At 57.4% G+C, this 18,060-nt stretch carries 11 protein-coding genes; 9 read left to right on the forward strand and 2 right to left on the reverse strand.

Annotation, left to right across the window (positions count from 1 at the left end):
- Window positions 1-294 precede the first annotated feature (294 nt).
- The 6 genes from asd to glgP all read left to right on the forward strand — a co-directional run bounded on the left by asd (window position 295) and on the right by glgP (window position 11,060).
- Entirely contained in the window at window positions 295-1,401 is a 1,107-nt protein-coding gene (asd, locus tag ABLV08_RS06245; protein ID WP_015369342.1) for an aspartate-semialdehyde dehydrogenase, read from the forward strand.
- Between the two features lie 237 nt (window positions 1,402-1,638).
- The gene (glgB, locus tag ABLV08_RS06250; RefSeq protein WP_015703690.1) at window positions 1,639-3,822 is read left to right on the forward strand and encodes a 1,4-alpha-glucan branching enzyme; all 2,184 of its coding nucleotides are present in this window, start codon (window positions 1,639-1,641) and stop codon (window positions 3,820-3,822) included.
- The gene (gene glgX / locus ABLV08_RS06255; RefSeq protein WP_319840764.1) at window positions 3,822-5,798 is read left to right on the forward strand and encodes a glycogen debranching protein GlgX; all 1,977 of its coding nucleotides are present in this window, start codon (window positions 3,822-3,824) and stop codon (window positions 5,796-5,798) included. The genes glgB and glgX overlap by 1 nt, the downstream gene beginning before the upstream one ends.
- 68 nt (window positions 5,799-5,866) lie before the next feature.
- Entirely contained in the window at window positions 5,867-7,162 is a 1,296-nt protein-coding gene (glgC, locus tag ABLV08_RS06260; protein ID WP_015703688.1) for a glucose-1-phosphate adenylyltransferase, read from the forward strand.
- Window positions 7,162-8,595: a glycogen synthase GlgA gene (glgA, locus tag ABLV08_RS06265; RefSeq protein ID WP_015369346.1), complete on the forward strand. Its 1,434-nt coding sequence runs from the start codon at window positions 7,162-7,164 to the stop codon at window positions 8,593-8,595. Before glgC ends, glgA begins: the two co-directional genes overlap by 1 nt.
- A gap of 17 nt (window positions 8,596-8,612) precedes the next feature.
- On the forward strand, window positions 8,613-11,060 hold the full coding sequence (gene glgP / locus ABLV08_RS06270; protein WP_015369347.1) for a glycogen phosphorylase: 2,448 nt from the start codon (window positions 8,613-8,615) through the stop codon (window positions 11,058-11,060).
- 95 nt (window positions 11,061-11,155) lie between these two features.
- On the opposite strand, the gene glpD is transcribed toward glgP, so the two are convergent.
- Window positions 11,156-12,664 carry a glycerol-3-phosphate dehydrogenase gene (gene glpD / locus ABLV08_RS06275; RefSeq protein WP_348855665.1) on the reverse strand — a complete coding sequence of 503 codons (1,509 nt, stop codon included), beginning with the start codon at window positions 12,662-12,664 and terminating at the stop codon, window positions 11,156-11,158.
- A gap of 206 nt (window positions 12,665-12,870) precedes the next feature.
- On the opposite strand from glpD, the gene glpE reads away from it, so the two are divergent.
- The 3 genes from glpE to ABLV08_RS06290 are packed head-to-tail and all read left to right on the forward strand — an operon-like array spanning window position 12,871 to window position 14,861.
- On the forward strand, window positions 12,871-13,200 hold the full coding sequence (glpE, locus tag ABLV08_RS06280) for a thiosulfate sulfurtransferase GlpE (RefSeq protein ID WP_015369349.1): 330 nt from the start codon (window positions 12,871-12,873) through the stop codon (window positions 13,198-13,200).
- Window positions 13,201-13,252: 52 nt separating this feature from the next.
- Window positions 13,253-14,083 carry a rhomboid family intramembrane serine protease GlpG gene (gene glpG / locus ABLV08_RS06285; protein WP_015703685.1) on the forward strand — a complete coding sequence of 277 codons (831 nt, stop codon included), beginning with the start codon at window positions 13,253-13,255 and terminating at the stop codon, window positions 14,081-14,083.
- Between the two features lie 19 nt (window positions 14,084-14,102).
- A complete protein-coding gene (locus ABLV08_RS06290; protein WP_015369351.1) occupies window positions 14,103-14,861 on the forward strand; it encodes a DeoR/GlpR family transcriptional regulator in 759 nt (252 codons plus the stop codon).
- Window positions 14,862-14,867: 6 nt separating this feature from the next.
- Here ABLV08_RS06290 and malT read toward each other — a convergent pair whose 3' ends face one another.
- Window positions 14,868-17,573 (reverse strand): HTH-type transcriptional regulator MalT, encoded by a 2,706-nt coding sequence (gene malT / locus ABLV08_RS06295; protein ID WP_063446192.1) that lies wholly within the window; start codon window positions 17,571-17,573, stop codon window positions 14,868-14,870.
- Window positions 17,574-18,060 lie beyond the last annotated feature (487 nt).

Raw genomic sequence — 18,060 nt, forward strand, 5'->3', positions numbered from 1 at the left:
TATCCGTTTTTTTTCGCAAGCGTGAAAGCGATATTTTTCGCGCTGAATCCATAATCAGGATCAATAAAATAGCGACGGAAAATATTCCATTACGCGGGTTATTTGCTCGATAATCTTTACGCTTTTTATGACTACCAGCGACGGTGGGCGGAGTGTGGGATAAGTTGCTTTTCTGATTGGCGCGCAATCATTGATTAATTTCACTTGCGACTTTAGCTGCATTTTGTAATGTGAAGGACATCCCAGTTGGAAACTGGCCTGGCACTAACAGCACACACCTCGCAGGAATACGTTATGAAAAATGTTGGTTTTATCGGTTGGCGTGGAATGGTCGGCTCTGTTCTCATGCAACGCATGGTGGAAGAGCGTGATTTCGACGCCATTCGCCCTGTTTTCTTCTCCACCTCTCAGCTGGGTCAGCCCGCGCCGTCATTCGGCGGCAGTACCGGGGGGACGCTTCAGGATGCATTCGATCTGGAAGCGCTGAAGGCGCTGGACATTATTGTTACCTGCCAGGGCGGCGATTACACCAACGAGATTTACCCGAAGCTGCGCGAAAGCGGCTGGCAGGGGTACTGGATTGACGCGGCGTCTTCGCTGCGCATGAAAGACGATGCGATCATTATTCTCGACCCGGTTAACCAGGATGTCATTACCGCTGGCCTGAATAACGGCATCAAAACCTTCGTCGGCGGCAACTGTACGGTGAGCCTGATGCTGATGTCCCTCGGCGGCCTGTTTGCCCATGACCTGGTGGAGTGGGTCAGCGTGGCGACTTACCAGGCGGCTTCCGGCGGCGGCGCGCGTCATATGCGCGAACTGCTGAGCCAGATGGGCCAACTGCATGGCCACGTGGCAAGCGAGCTGGCGAACCCGGCTTCCGCGATTCTCGATATCGAGCGCAAAGTGACGTCGCTGACCCGCAGCGGCGACCTGCCGGTCGATAACTTTGGCGTGCCGCTGGCGGGCAGCCTGATCCCATGGATCGACAAACAGCTTGATAACGGCCAGAGCCGCGAAGAGTGGAAGGGCCAGGCGGAGACGAACAAAATTCTCGCCACCGCGTCGCCGATCCCGGTCGATGGTCTGTGCGTGCGCGTCGGCGCGCTGCGCTGCCACAGCCAGGCGTTTACCATCAAGCTGAAGAAAGATGTTTCTATCCCGACCGTTGAGGAGCTGCTGGCCGCGCATAACCCGTGGGCTAAAGTGGTGCCAAACGATCGCGACATCACCATGCGCGAGCTGACCCCAGCCGCGGTGACCGGCACCCTGACCACCCCGGTAGGGCGCCTGCGTAAACTGAACATGGGTCCTGAGTACCTGTCGGCCTTTACCGTCGGCGACCAGCTGCTGTGGGGCGCCGCCGAACCGTTGCGCCGCATGCTACGACAGCTGGCGTAAACGCAGGACAAACGATAAGGGGTGTGGATACACCCCTTTTTTTTGCGTAATACAAGGAGTAAACGCGGATGTTGGATTTTTCCCCACGGAGGTAACGCAGCCTTGGCTATGCTTTAAGTAAGGAGTTCCTTACCTGAAGGTGGGACGGAGCAGGAGGATGCACGTTGGTGCTGCGCCGTTCAGGTCAAAAAAGTCGCCGGTTACAGGAAAGGGCGACACTTACAACAGGATGAAAGCATGTCGAATCGAATCGATAGAGACGTGATTAATGCGCTGATTGCAGGTCATTTCGCGGATCCCTTTTCCGTGCTTGGCATGCACCGCACCGAGGCGGGGCTGGAAGTTCGCGCATTATTACCAGATGCCACCGAAGTGTGGGTTATTGAACCGAAAACCGGGCGTAAAGTCGGCAAACTCGAATGCCTCGACTCGCGCGGATTCTTTAGCGGCCTGCTGCCGCGGCGTAAAAACGCTTTTCGCTACCAGCTGGCCGTCACCTGGCACGGACAGCAAAACCTGATTGACGACCCTTACCGTTTCGGCCCGCTGCTGCAGGACGTTGATGCCTGGCTGTTGTCCGAGGGAACGCACCTGCGCCCTTACGAAACCCTGGGCGCGCACGCTGACACCATGGATGGCGTCACCGGTACGCGCTTTTCGGTCTGGGCGCCAAACGCCCGCCGGGTCTCGGTGGTGGGGCAATTTAACTATTGGGATGGCCGACGTCATCCGATGCGCCTGCGTAAAGAGTCCGGTATCTGGGAACTCTTCATTCCCGGCGCGCTTAATGGCCAGCTGTATAAATTCGAGCTGATCGACGCTCATGGCAATCTACGGGTCAAAGCCGATCCTTACGCCTTCGAGTCGCAGATGCGCCCGGAAAGCGCGTCGCTTATCTGCGATTTGCCGCCAAAAGTCGAACAGCCGGCGGCGCGCAAAGCCGCGAACCAGTTTGATGCGCCGATCTCTATTTATGAAGTGCACCTCGGTTCCTGGCGCCGCCATACCGACAATAACTTCTGGCTTAGCTACCGCGAACTGGCGGACCAACTGGTGCCTTACGCAAAATGGATGGGTTTCACCCACCTCGAACTGCTGCCGGTGAACGAACACCCGTTCGACGGCAGCTGGGGCTACCAGCCGACCGGCCTCTACGCGCCGACACGCCGCTTCGGCACCCGTGAAGATTTCCGCTATTTCATCGATGCCGCCCACGCCGCAGGCCTTAACGTGATACTCGATTGGGTTCCGGGTCATTTTCCGGCGGATGATTTTGCGCTGGCCTCATTTGATGGCACCTCGCTGTATGAACACAGCGATCCGCGCGAAGGTTATCACCAGGACTGGAATACTCTTATCTATAACTATGGCCGCCGCGAAGTCAGCAATTACCTGGTGGGTAACGCGCTGTACTGGATCGAGCGCTTCGGCATTGATGCGCTGCGCGTCGACGCGGTGGCGTCGATGATCTACCGCGACTATAGCCGTAAAGCGGGCGAGTGGATCCCCAACGAATACGGCGGGCGGGAAAATCTCGAAGCGATCGAGTTTCTGCGTAACACCAACCGTATTCTCGGCGAGCAGACGCCAGGGGCGGTAACGATGGCGGAAGAGTCCACCGATTTTGCCGGCGTGACGCGCCCGCCCGCCGACGGCGGCCTCGGCTTCTGGTTCAAATGGAATCTCGGTTGGATGCACGACACGCTGGACTATATGAAGCTCGATCCTGTCCATCGTCGCTACCATCACGACAAAATGACCTTCGGCATGCTCTACAACTACACCGAGAACTTCGTGCTGCCGCTCTCCCACGATGAAGTGGTGCACGGCAAAAAATCGATTCTCGACCGCATGCCGGGGGACGCATGGCAGCGCTTTGCCAACCTGCGCGCCTACTACGGCTGGCTGTTCGCCTTTCCGGGCAAAAAGCTGCTGTTTATGGGCAATGAATTCGCCCAGGGCCGCGAGTGGAACCACGACGCCAGTCTCGACTGGCATCTGCTGGAGGGCGGCGACAACTGGCACCACGGCGTCCAGCGACTGGTGCGCGACCTGAACCACACCTACCGTCACCATAAAGCGCTGCACGAGCTTGATTTCGATCCCTACGGCTTCGAATGGCTGGTGGTCGACGATCATGAGCGTTCGGTATTTATCTTTGTGCGCCGCGATAAAGCCGGCAATGAGATTATCGTCGCCAGCAACTTTACCCCGGTGCCGCGGCACAACTACCGTTTCGGCATCAACCAGCCGGGACGCTGGCGCGAAGAATTGAACACCGACTCGATGCATTATCACGGCAGTAACGCCGGAAATGGCGGCGTGGTTGAGAGCGAGCCCGTCGCCAGCCATGGCCGTCAGCATTCGTTGTCGATTACCCTGCCGCCGTTGGCGACCATCTGGCTGGTACGGGAGGCCTGATGACGACGCTTGCCGCGGGAAAACCGACGCCTTTGGGCGCCAGCTATGACGGCAAAGGGGTGAACTTCACCCTGTTTTCCGCCCACGCCGAGCGGGTGGAGCTCTGCGTGTTCGACCAGCAGGGCAACGAGCGGCGCTACGACCTCCCGGCGCGCAGCGGCGATATCTGGCACGGCTGGCTGGCCGATGCGCGTCCGGGGCTACGCTACGGTTATCGGGTGCATGGGCCGTGGGATCCGGCGCAGGGGCATCGCTTCAATCCGGCCAAGCTGCTGCTCGACCCTTGCGCGCATCAGGTGGCGGGCGAACTGCTGGACGACGAGCGTCTGCATGGCGGTATGTATGAACCGGATGCCCGCGACAGCGCAGCCATTGCGCCAAAATCCCAGGTGGTCGATCTGCATTACGACTGGCTCGGCGATAAACCGCCGCGCACGCCGTGGGGCGAAACGGTCATTTATGAAGCCCACGTCAAAGGGTTGACCTGGCTGCATCCGGAGCTGCCGGAGGCGATCCGCGGCACCTATCAGGCGCTGGGCCACCCGCTGATAATCGATTATTTTCGCCGTCTGGGTATTACCGCGCTGGAGCTGATGCCGGTGGCGCAGTTCGCCAGCGAACCCCGCCTGCAGCGGATGGGGCTGAGCAACTACTGGGGCTACAACCCGCTGGCGCTGTTTGCGCTGGAGCCGCGCTACGCCAGCCAGCCGCAGCGGGCGCTCGATGAGTTCCGCGATGCGGTGAAGGCGCTGCACGCGGCGGGTATTGAGGTGATCCTCGATATCGTGCTGAACCATAGCGCGGAAATCGATCTTGAAGGGCCGACAGTCTCCCTGCGCGGTATCGATAACCGCAGCTATTATTGGATCAGGGACGACGGCGATTATCACAACTGGACCGGCTGCGGTAACACGCTCAACCTCAGTCATCCTGGCGTGGTGGAGTATGCCCTGCAGTGCCTGCGCTTTTGGGTTGATGAATGCCACGTTGACGGTTTTCGCTTCGACCTGGCGTCGGTGATGGGGCGTACGCCGGAATTTCGTCAGGACGCGCCGCTGTTTGAGGCCATTCGCCGCGACCCGGTATTGTCGGCGCTCAAGCTGATTGCCGAACCCTGGGATATTGGCCAGGGCGGTTATCAGGTGGGGAACTTCCCACCGCTGTTTGCCGAATGGAACGACCATTTTCGCGATACCGCGCGCCGTTTCTGGTTGCAACAAAACGTGTCGTTGGGTGACTTCGCCCAGCGCTTCGCCGCCTCCAGCGATCTCTTTGCCCGCGATGGCAAACGGCCTGCGGCGACGATCAATCTGATCACGGCGCATGATGGATTCACCCTACGTGATTGCGTCTGTTTCAATCAGAAACACAATCAGGCAAACGGCGAAGAGAATCGCGATGGGACTAACAATAACTACAGCAATAATCATGGTATAGAGGGATTAGAAGCCAATCTTGCCGTGATTGAGCGGCGGCGCGATAGCGTACATGCGCTCCTGACCACGTTGCTGCTGTCGCAAGGAACGCCGATGCTGCTGGCGGGCGATGAGCATGGCCATAGCCAGCACGGCAACAATAATGCGTACTGTCAGGACAATGCCTTGACCTGGCTGGACTGGCGGCGGGCAAATCACGGGTTAACCGCGTTTGTCGCCGCGCTTATCCACCTGCGTCGGCGCATTCCGGCATTAACCCGTAATCAGTGGTGGCAGGAGCAGGACGGCAACGTGAGCTGGCTCAATCAGCGCGGAGAACCGTTAAACGCCGACGAGTGGCAACATGGCGCCGCGCGGCTGCAAATCCTGTTATCCGATCGCTGGTTGATCGCGCTGAATGCCACCGCGGAGGTGGCGGATATGGTTTTACCTGCGGGGGAGTGGCGCGCCGTTCCTCCATTCGCCGGAGAGGATAATCCGGTCATCATGGCTGTCTGGCATGGGCCCGCGCACGGAGTTTGCGTATTTCAAAGGTCGTAGTCCCTGGGGGTTTTCGGCGCGTTCATGATGAATGGGCCGTGAAGCAGGGGAATCAAAAGGAGTTAATCATGGTTGGGCTAGAAAAGAACGATCCGTTGATGCTGGCGCGTCAACTTCCTCTCAAATCGGTGGCGCTGATCCTTGCTGGCGGGCGTGGTACCCGGCTTAAGGATTTAACCATTAAGCGCGCGAAGCCTGCCGTCCACTTTGGCGGTAAGTTCCGTATTATCGACTTCGCGTTATCTAACTGTCTTAACTCAGGTATTCGCCGCATCGGCGTGATTACCCAGTATCAATCGCACACACTGGTGCAGCATATCCAGCGCGGCTGGTCTTTCTTCAGCGAAGAGATGAATGAATTCGTCGATCTGCTGCCGGCGCAGCAGCGGGTACACGGTGAAAACTGGTATCGCGGTACGGCCGATGCGGTGACGCAGAACCTCGACATTATTCGTCGCTATAAAGCCGAATATGTGGTGATCCTCGCCGGCGACCACATCTACAAACAAGATTACTCGCGCATGCTGATCGACCATGTCGAAAAAGGCGCGCGCTGCACCGTCGCCTGTATGCCGGTGCCCATCGAAGAAGCATCCGCCTTTGGCGTGATGGCGGTCGACGAAAGCGAGAAGATCATCGAGTTCGTCGAGAAACCGGCCAACCCGCCGGCGATGCCGAACGACGCTACCCGCTCGCTTGCCAGTATGGGCATCTATGTCTTTGATGCGGATTACCTTTATGAACTGCTGGCCGCCGACGATCTCGACGAAAACTCCAGCCACGACTTCGGCAAAGATATCATCCCGAAAATTACCGAAGCTGGCATGGCTTATGCACATCCTTTCCCGCTCTCCTGCGTGCAATCCGACCCGCAAGCCGAGCCGTACTGGCGCGATGTCGGGACGCTGGAAGCCTACTGGAAGGCCAACCTCGACCTGGCCTCGGTGACGCCGGAGCTGGATATGTACGACCAGCACTGGCCTATCCGTACCCATATGGAATCGCTGCCGCCAGCGAAGTTTGTCCAGGACCGCTCCGGCAGCCACGGCATGACGCTGAACTCGCTGGTTTCCGGCGGCTGCATTATCTCGGGCTCGGTGGTGGTGCAGTCGGTGCTGTTCCCGCGAGTGCGGGTGAATTCGTTTTGTAACATTGATTCGGCAGTCTTATTGCCGGATGTCTGGGTCGGGCGCTCGTGCCGCCTGCGCCGCTGCGTGATAGATCGCGCCTGCGTCATCCCGGAAGGGATGGTCATTGGGGAGAATGCGGAAGAAGATGCCAGCCGCTTCTATCGTTCAGAAGAAGGGATCGTGCTGGTTACGCGCGACATGCTGCGGAAACTGGGGCACAAACAGGAGCGATAATGCAGGTTTTACACGTATGTTCAGAGATGTTCCCGTTGTTAAAAACCGGCGGTCTGGCTGACGTTATCGGCGCGCTGCCTGCGGCGCAGATCGCAGACGGCGTGGATACCCGCGTGCTGCTGCCGGGGTATCCGGATATCCGCCGCGGGATTACCGACGCGCAGGTCGTCACCCGCCGGGATACCTTTGCCGGGCGCATCACCCTGTTGTTCGGCCATTTTAACGGCGTCGGTATCTATCTGATCGACGCGCCGCATCTCTACGATCGTCCGGGGAGCCCGTATCACGACGCCAACATGAATGCCTATACCGACAACGTGCTGCGCTTTGCGCTGCTCGGCTGGGTGGGGAGCGAAATGGCCTGCGGGCTGGATCCATTCTGGCGCCCGGAGGTGGTGCACGCCCATGACTGGCACGCGGGCCTGACGCCGGCCTATCTGGCGGCGCGCGGCCGTCCGGCGAAATCGGTGTTTACGGTGCACAATCTCGCCTACCAGGGAATGTTTTACTCCTGGCATATGAATGAGATAGAACTGCCGTGGTCGTTCTATAACATGCACGGCCTCGAATTTAACGGTCAGATCTCGTTCCTCAAAGCCGGGCTGTACTATGCCGACCATATCACGGCGGTGAGTCCAACCTACGCGCGGGAAATCACCGAACCGCAATATGCCTACGGCATGGAAGGATTGCTGCGCCAGCGCCAACACGAGGGCCGCTTGTCCGGCATCCTTAACGGTGTCGATGATGCTATCTGGAATCCGCAAAGCGATCTGCTGCTGGCGGCGCGCTATGACCGCGATAGCCTGGAAGAGAAAGCCGAGAATAAACGGCAGCTGCAAATCGCCATGGGGCTGAAGGTGGATGACAAAGCGCCGCTGTTCGCCGTGGTGAGCCGCCTGACCAGCCAAAAAGGGCTGGATCTGGTGCTGGAGGCGCTGCCGGGCCTGCTGGAGCAGGGCGGGCAACTGGCGCTGCTCGGCGCCGGGGATCCGGTCCTGCAGGAGGGCTTCCTCGCCGCCGCCGCCGAACATCCGGGCCAGGTCGGCGTGCAGATTGGCTATCACGAGGCGTTTTCGCACCGCATCATGGGCGGCGCCGATGTGATTCTGGTTCCCAGCCGCTTTGAACCGTGCGGCCTGACTCAGCTGTATGGCCTGAAATACGGCACCCTGCCGCTGGTGCGCCGCACCGGCGGTCTCGCCGATACCGTGGCCGACTGTTCGCTGGAAAACCTCGCCGACGGCGTCGCCAGCGGCTTTGTCTTTGAGGACAGTAACGCGGTGTCGTTGCTGCGGGCCATCCGGCGCACCTTTGTGTTGTGGTCGCGGCCATCGCTGTGGCGCTACGTTCAGCGTCAGGCGATGAATATGGACTTTAGCTGGCAGGTGGCGGCGAAATCCTATCGTGAACTGTATCAACGCTTGATGTAACCACAGGAGCTATGGCTATGAATGCACCCTTTAGTTATGCATCACCCACGCTGAGCGTTGAGGCGTTAAAGCATTCTATCGCGTATAAGCTGATGTTTATCATCGGAAAAGATCCGGCGATCGCCAACAAACACGAATGGCTGAACGCCACCCTGTTCGCCGTTCGCGACCGCATGGTCGAGCGCTGGCTGCGTTCAAACCGCGCCCAGCTGTCGCAGGAAGTGCGGCAGGTTTACTATCTGTCGATGGAGTTTTTGATTGGCCGCACCCTCTCTAACGCGCTGCTGTCGTTAGGGATTTATGAAGACGTGAATAATGCGCTGGCCGATATGGGGCTCGATCTGGAAGAGCTTATTGATGAAGAAAACGACCCCGGTTTAGGCAACGGCGGTTTAGGGCGCCTGGCCGCCTGCTTCCTCGATTCTCTGGCGACGCTGGGCCTGCCGGGCCGCGGCTACGGTATCCGCTACGACTATGGGATGTTTAAGCAGAACATCGTCGACGGGCGGCAGAAAGAGTCGCCGGATTACTGGCTGGAGTACGGCAACCCGTGGGAGTTCGAACGCCACAATACGCGCTATAAAGTGCGTTTCGGCGGCCGCGTGCAGCAGGAAGGAAAAAATACCCGCTGGATAGAGACCGAAGAGATTATCGCTGAAGCCTACGATCAGATTATCCCCGGTTTCGATACCGATGCCACTAACACCCTGCGTCTGTGGAGCGCGCAGGCCAGTAGCGAAATCAACCTCGGTAAATTCAACCAGGGCGACTACTTTGCGGCGGTGGAAGATAAGAACCACTCCGAGAACGTTTCGCGGGTGCTGTACCCGGATGACTCCACCTATTCCGGGCGCGAGCTGCGCCTGCGTCAGGAGTATTTCCTGGTCTCGGCGACGGTGCAGGATATCCTCAGCCGCCACTACCAGCTGCACCGCACCTACGACAATCTGGCGGCGAAAATAGCCATTCACCTCAATGACACCCATCCGGTGCTGTCGATCCCTGAGCTGATGCGTCTGCTGATCGATGAGCACAAATTTAGCTGGGATGAAGCCTTCGAGGTGACCTGCCAGGTCTTCTCCTATACCAACCATACGTTGATGAGCGAAGCGCTGGAGACCTGGCCGGTCGATATGCTGGGGAAAATCCTGCCGCGCCATCTGCAGATTATCTTCGAGATTAACGATTACTTCCTCAAGACGCTGCAGGAGCAGTATCCCAACGATACCGCGCTGCTGAGCCGTACCTCGATCATTGATGAATCCAATGGTCGCCGGGTGCGTATGGCGTGGCTGGCGGTTGTCGTCAGCCATAAAGTCAACGGCGTGTCCGAGCTGCATTCGCGCTTAATGGTCGAGTCGCTGTTTGCCGAGTTTGCGAAGATTTTCCCGATGCGCTTTACCAACGTCACCAACGGCGTCACGCCGCGGCGCTGGCTGGCGTTGGCGAACCCGCCGCTGTCGCAGGTGCTGGATGAGAATATCGGCCACACCTGGCGCACCGACTTAAGCCAACTAAGCGATCTGCAGCAGCATATTGATTATCCGACGGTGAACCAGGCGGTGCGCCGCGCCAAGCTTGAGAATAAGCAGCGGCTGGCGAACTATATCGCCCAGCAGTTGAACGTGGTGGTCAATCCTAAGGCGCTGTTTGATGTGCAGATCAAACGCATCCACGAATATAAACGCCAGCTGATGAATATCCTGCACGTCATCACCCGCTACAATCGGATCAAAGCCGATCCGCAGGCGGAGTGGGTGCCGCGGGTGAATATCTTCGCCGGCAAGGCCGCGTCGGCTTACTACATGGCGAAGCATATTATTCATCTGATCAACGATGTAGCGGCGGTGGTAAACAACGATCCGCAGATTGGCGATAAGCTAAAAGTGGTGTTTATCCCCAACTACAGCGTGAGCCTGGCGCAGCTGATTATCCCGGCGGCGGATCTCTCCGAGCAGATTTCGTTGGCGGGAACGGAAGCGTCCGGTACCAGCAATATGAAGTTTGCGCTCAACGGCGCGCTAACCATTGGTACGCTGGATGGCGCTAACGTTGAAATGCTGGAACATGTTGGCGAGGACAATATCTTTATCTTCGGTAATACCGCGGAACAGGTAGAAGCCCTGCGCAGCAACGGCTATAAACCGCGCGACTATTATGAGCAGGATGAGGAGCTGCATCAGGCGTTGACGCAGATTGGCACCGGCCTGTTCAGTCCTTCGGAGCCTGGCCGCTACCGCGACCTGCTGGATTCGCTGATCAACTTTGGCGACCACTATCAGGTACTGGCGGACTACCGCAGCTACGTTGATTGCCAGGATAAGGTGGACGAGCTGTACCGCCATCCGGAGGAGTGGGCCAATAAAGCGATGATGAACATCGCCAACATGGGCTATTTCTCATCCGACCGCACGATCCAGGAGTACGCCAAACATATCTGGCATATCGACCCGGTTCGTTTGTAATCGGTTAAGCATCAGTAAAACGGGGCCAGTTGGCCCCGTTTTTGTGTGTGCGGTGATGTAGCCCGGGCCAGGCGTCAGCCGCCGCCCGGGGTATATCAGGACGCTAACGACAGTTCAGACTTTCCCGTATGTTGCGCCAACCACTCGCTGATACGCGCCTGCTGCTCGGCATTCAGCCACATCCCCTGTTTGGTACGGCGCCAGATAGCATCATCCAGGCTGCGAACCCACTCGTGTTCGACCAGGTACTTCAGCTCGGCTTCATAAAGCTCGTGGCCAAAATCTTCTCCCAGATCGGCAAGAGACGTCGCTTCGCCAAGGATCCACTTGCTGTTGCTACCGTAGGTTCGGGCGTAGTGGCGGGCCATTGATTCGCTGATAAACGCGAAACGACGGCGCAGTTTCGCCGCGTAGTCGTCGCGGTCGCCGCCGATATCGCCGCCGGGCAGAACGGCGGTTTTGGTCCACGCCGGGCCAATCCCCTGATAATACGGCGTCAGTTTTTCCAGCGCATGTTCCGCCAGTTTACGGTAGGTGGTGAGCTTGCCGCCGAATACCGACAGCAGCGGCGCCTGACCGTTCTCATCGTGAATATCGAGGGTATAGTCGCGGGTAATCGCCTGCGGCGAGTCGGATTCATCGTCGCACAGCGGACGCACGCCGGAGTAGGTCCAGACGATATCATCGCGCGACAGCGTCTTTTTAAAGTGCGCGTTGTAGACGTTCAGCAGGTAGTTGATCTCTTTATCATCGATCGCCACCTCTTTTGGATCGCCGTTGTACTCGACGTCGGTGGTACCGATAATTGAGAACTCATCCATCCACGGGATGACAAACACGATACGTTTATCTTCGTTTTGCAGGATATAGGCCTGCTTCTGGGTGTGCACGCGCGGCACCACGATATGGCTGCCTTTGATCAGGCGGATGCCATAGGGCGAGCGCAGATGCATGCCTTCGTCGAAGAAATGTTTCACCCACGGGCCGGTGGCGTTAACCAGACCGCGCGCGTGCCAGGTGAATTTTTCGCCGCTATCGATATCTTCCGCTTCCACCACCCACAGACCGTTTTCGCGTTTTGCCGAGATAGCGCGGGTGCGGGTGCGAACCTCGCCGCCTTTACGTACCACCATCTGGGCGTTGGCAAGAACCAGACGCGCATCGTCGACCCAGCAGTCGGAATATTCGAAACCGCGCACGATTTCCGGCTTAAGTACCGATTCCGCGCCAAAGCGCAAACCGGTCGAGCCCGGCAGGCTGGTGCGTTTGCCGAGATGATCGTATAAAAACAGACCGATACGAATCATCCACGCCGGGCGCAGATGCGGGCGATGTGGTAAGCGAAAGCGCATCGGGAAGGCCAAATGCGGCGCCATTTTTAATAACACCTCGCGCTCCGCCAGCGCTTCGCTGACCAGGCGGAATTCGTAGTGTTCCAGGTAGCGCAGGCCGCCGTGAATTAGTTTTGAGCTGGCGCTCGAGGTGGCGCAGGCAAGGTCTCTCGCTTCCAGCATCAGCACGGATAAACCGCGCCCGGCGGCGTCTGCCGCGATACCGGCACCGTTGATGCCTCCGCCTATCACAATCAGATCTTTGATTTCCACGCTCGCACCTCGTTCACTTTCGTTTAAGCTCATAAATGTTCGATATCGCTCACTATAGCAAACAAACGCGCTTTTGGTAACATCAAAAAAACATTTCAGAGTGATGCATGTAACATATTGGCGTTTATTTACCGCCTGACGGTACACTAGCGGGTAAAATCAGGGTCGGTCACCGCCCGTCATGAAGTGCAATAGAGAAGAGAACCATGGAACAATTTGAATGTATCAATGTAGAAGAAGCGCATCAGAAACTGCATCAGCAGAAGGCGGTGCTGGTCGATATCCGCGATCCGCAAAGCTATGCCATGGGGCACACGCCGGGCGCGTTTCATCTGACCAACGATACCCTGGGCGCTTTTATGCGCGATAACGATTTTGAGACGCCGGTGATGGTGATGTGCTACCACGGCAACAGCAGTAAAGGCGCCGCGCAGTATCTGCTGCAGCAGGGCTTCGAGAACGTCTACAGCGTCGATGGCGGTTTTGACGCCTGGCATCGTCATTTCCCGGCGGAAGTCGCGCACGGCTCGCTATAAGCGCGGTACGGTATATACTAGCCCCCTTTGTGTGGAATAAGCGATCCGCTGTATGTTAATGATTACCTCTTTTGCCAACCCGCGCGTGGCCCAGGCGTTTGTCGACTATATGGCGACGCAGGGGGTCATCCTGACTATCCAACAGCACACGCAGAGCGATGTCTGGCTGGCTGATGAAAGCCAGGCCGCGCGGGTGCAGGCCGAGCTGGCCCGTTTTCTCGAAAACCCGGCCGACCCGCGCTATCTCGCCGCCAGCTGGCAATCGGGGCATACCAATAGCGGATTGCATTATCAACGCTTCCCGTTTTTAGCTACCTTGCGTAACAACGCCGGGCCGTTTACGTGGGCGATTTTGCTGGCCTGTATCCTGGTCTTCATACTGCAAAACGTTTTGGGCGATCAGACGATGATGATCTGGCTTGCCTGGCCCTACGATCCATCGCTGAAATTCGAAGCCTGGCGCTATCTTACCCATGCTTTCATGCACTTCTCGCTGATGCATATTCTGTTTAACCTGCTATGGTGGTGGTACCTCGGCGGTGCGGTGGAGAAGCGCATCGGTAGCGGCAAACTGGTGGTGATTACCATTATCAGCGCTCTGCTGAGCGGATTCGTCCAGCATCAGGTTAGCGGCCCGTGGTTCGGCGGTTTGTCGGGGGTAGTCTATGCATTAATGGGCTATGTCTGGCTGCGCGGCGAGCGCGACCCGCAGAGCGGTATTTATCTGCAACGCGGTCTGATCCTCTTCTCTTTAGTGTGGTTAGTGGCAGGATGGTTTGATGTTTTCGGCATGTCGATCGCCAATGGCGCGCACGTGGCGGGCCTGGCAGTCGGGCTGGCAATGGCGTTTGTCGATACGCTAAATGTGCGAAAACGAACGTAGAGATTCCCAGGGATATTTCATGAAACAAACACAACGTCATGACGCGATTATCGAGCTGGTAAAAAAACAGGGATACGTCAGTACCGAAGAGCTGGTGGAGCAGTTTGCCGTCAGCCCGCAGACTATTCGTCGCGATCTGAATGATTTAGCGGAACAAAAAATGATCCTCCGCCACCACGGCGGCGCGGCGATGCCTTCAAGCTCGGTCAACACCTCGTGGCACGACAGGAAAGCGACCCAGACGGCGGAAAAAGAGCGCATCGCGCGGAAAGTGGCGAGCGAAATACCCGACGGCGCAACCCTGTTTATCGACATTGGCACGACGCCGGAAGCGGTGGCCCATGCGTTGCTCGATCATAATGACCTGCGGATTGTGACCAACAATCTCAACGTCGCGAATACGCTGATGGTGAAAGACGATTTTCGCATTATCCTCGCCGGTGGCGAGCTGCGTAGCCGCGACGGCGGGATCATCGGCGAAGCGACGCTCGATTTTATCTCCCAGTTCCGCCTCGACTTCGGCATTCTTGGTATTAGCGGTATTGATAGCGACGGCTCGCTGCTGGAGTTTGATTACCATGAAGTGCGCACCAAGCGGGCGATTATCGAAAACTCGCGCCACGTGATGCTGGTGGTGGATCACTCGAAGTTTGGCCGTAATGCGATGGTGAACATGGGCAGCATTAGTATGGTCGATGCGGTTTATACCGATATCATGCCGCCCGCAGGCGTGCTGAAGGTGATTAAAGACAACAACCTGCAGCTGGAGCTGTGCTAAACGGCGTTATACGCCGTATCCCATCATTTTGAGCAACCGCTGGGCATGCTGAACGGCATCCTGGCGGTGCGCGACGCCCAGTTTCTGATATAGATTGCGAATATGCGTTTTAATCGTGGTGGCCGCGACATCCAGTTCGCCGGCGATCTGCTCGTTGCTGTAACCGGAATAGATAAGCCCTAACACCTGCCACTCGCGCTGGGTCAGCGGACTGGTGCGGATAAGCTCCGGCACTTCCGGGTGGTTCAGCAGCCGTTCGACGAAGCTCTCGTCGAAATGGGCGAATTTATGTCGATGATGCTGGTTAATATCGCGTAGGATGCGCTGGGCGCGGTGCTGCTCCAGCTCCGGCAGCGTATTCAGTTGAATCAGTTGGCGCAGCTGCTGGGCCATGGCTTCGCCTTCAATCACGAAGTGGTTGATAAAGCCGGTGCGGTTAGCGAGGGTTAAGGCTTCCATTAACACTTTTTGCGCCTCGCCCTTGCGCTCCGCCTGCCAGTACAGCTGGTTCAACAGCAGCAGGTTACGGTTGATATCGCTCATCAGCCGCAGCGAGCGGGCATTTTCATTTAACTCTTCCAGTACCATTTCGGCGGAATCAAAATCACCGAGCAGGATCTGTGCGCGGGCAATGTTGCGCCACTGGCTTTGCAGGAAGTGGTTATTGGCGAATTCAGGTTTCGGCGTCTGGCGCAGCCAGTTGGCCGCTGCGGTTTTATCACCGGTCATCTGCCAGTAGATCACCCGCACTTTGTCGGCGTTAGAGACCCAATCGCTGTGATAGTGGCCGTTGCCCAGCAGATTTTCCAGGCGGTTTAATAAGCTGCGGGCGTTGTCGAGATCGCCGCGCGCCAGCGAGCACTGCACCATCAACGCCAGGCACTGCAACTGCTGCTGCGGCTGGTAGTTTGCCAGCACAGCGATGCCGCTGCGGGCGCTTTCTTCTGCTTCATCAAGACGCGCCCACGCCCACAGCAGCTGCGCGCGGATGCGCAACAGGAACTCATGCATCGGCAGCTGTTCAAGATGCTGATCGCGGATAAGCTGGAAAGCTTTATCCTGAATCTCCCATGCCGCCTGCAGGAAGCCCTGGGCAAACAGAATCTCGCTCTGCTGGATCATGCTCCACAGGGCGTAGTGCCAGACGTCATGACGGCGAGCCATCTGTTCTGTTTGCTGCATCACCGCCAGCGATTTGCTCAGATGGCCTTTGCAGTGCAGCACTTCGCCGTGAACGGAAGTGGCGACGATGCGGCTGTAATAGCTCGCCAGCGGCAGTTCATCCAGCGCCACCATTGCCAGACGCTCGGCTTCGTCCTGATCGCCGGCGTTGATAGCGACCTGCGCGCGCAGGGCGTTGAAATCGCCGTGCATCGCGGTATCCATTTCGACATCCATCTCCTGCTCGGCGCGGGCCAGCAGGGTATTCACTTCGCTATAGCGATGCTGGCTCTGCATCAGCCAGGCCTGTAACAGGATCAGCCGCGGGTTTTCCAGCAGGTTCGACCACGGCAGCGCCGCCAGCGATTGTTCCAGCAGACCCAGCTCGCTGTGGTTGAACATGCCCCAGGCGTGGTTGAGCAAAATATCGCGCAGCATGGCGGCATCGCCGGCGGCAAGCGCATGATGGATGGCTTCGGTGGGGAACCCCTGCGCCATCCACGCTTCGGCGGCGGCGCGGTGAATTTCCGGTAGCTCGGTGGCTATTTCCCACTGACAGCGCTGGCGCAGGAAGTTGCCGAATAGCGGGTGATAGCGGAACCACTCGCCGGAGTCATCCATCCGGTGCAGAAACAGCCCCTGACGTTCGATCTCTTCCAGCTGCATCTGGCCGTTCTCTTCGCCGGTGACGCGGACGATAAGCGCGTCATTCATCGAGCGCAGCAGCGAGCTTTTTAACAAGAAGCTGCGGGTACGGGCATCGACGTTATCCAGCACTTCATCGACCAGATAGTCGGAAAGGTGGCTGGCGTTAATCCCGGCGAGACGACGGGCGGAGTGCTGGGCTGAGGTGTTTTTCTGCCGGGCGGAGAGGGCGATGAGCTGCAGGGCGGTGGCCCAGCCGGCGACGTCATCGCACAGGCGACTGCTGTCATCGGCTTCAATGGGGGAGGCGAGGCGGCAGTCAAAGAACTGTTTCGCCTCCTGATGAGTAAAAGCCAGCTGTTGGCTGCCGATTTCCAGTAACTGCTCGCGCACCCGTAGGTTGGCGATCCCCAACTGCGGCAGGTTGCGCGACAGCACTACCAGCGTCATGGTCTCTGGCTGATGGCGCAAGAAGAAGCGCATGGCATCGTGGATTACCGGATTGGTGATCAGGTGATAGTCATCAATGACCAGGTACAGCGGGCGCTGCCAGTCGGCAAGCTCTATAAACAGCTGCGCAAACAGCGATGGCAGGCTGGCGTACTGGCGCTTTTGCACCATGGCTTCGCTGGCGGCGCAGTGGCCGCCTGTCGCCTGTTGAATCGCCGCAATCAGATAGCTGGCGAAGCGCTCTTGTTGATTATCGCCTTCATCGAGCGAAAACCAGCCAAGGTCATGCTTACCCGAGGCCCACTGCGAAACGAGCGTGGTTTTGCCGTAACCTGCCGGGCTGGTCACCAACGCGAGACGATAATTGTTCGCGCCGGAAAGTTTCGCCAGCAACCGTTCGCGAACCACAGTGTGTTCAAGACGGGATGGACGACTTAATTTTGACGGAATCAACATAGTTCACTTTTTCGCTGTGCAAGAAAGGGATGGGGATTTTTTTTGCGCTTCGTAATTAATGACTCCTAAGGTCGGCGATAATGAAAGTTATTGCAAGTTATGTCCAAAATTGATGCTCTTGAATTTGCTCTCGGTCACAATTTCTCGCTTCGGTTTTTAATTAGCTTTAAACCGCTACCAGAACGCGTCATGCCTCGGTTTACGACGATTTCGTCCGGGACGAAATTACTTTACCCGGCATTTTTTGTAGTTGATTGTTTTTATTAAATTATCGTCAGTGGATTCTTAGGTTTAATCTATTTCACGTATTTTTGTCATGGCATCTTTTTATTCTGTCAGTAGTTTATTTTTTATTTCACGATAATGGCCTGTGCGAATTTTGCTTTGCGCTATGAATTGCGCTGTAACAAATTTGCCGTTCGTTGCGCTGGCGAAATTATTGTTCTACACGCGCAATAGGGCGGCGAATTCCCGTCGACGAGCTAAC

This window comes from Klebsiella sp. CN_Kp088, from assembly GCF_040064335.1.
GTDB classification, from domain to species: Bacteria; Pseudomonadota; Gammaproteobacteria; order Enterobacterales; family Enterobacteriaceae; genus Klebsiella; species Klebsiella aerogenes.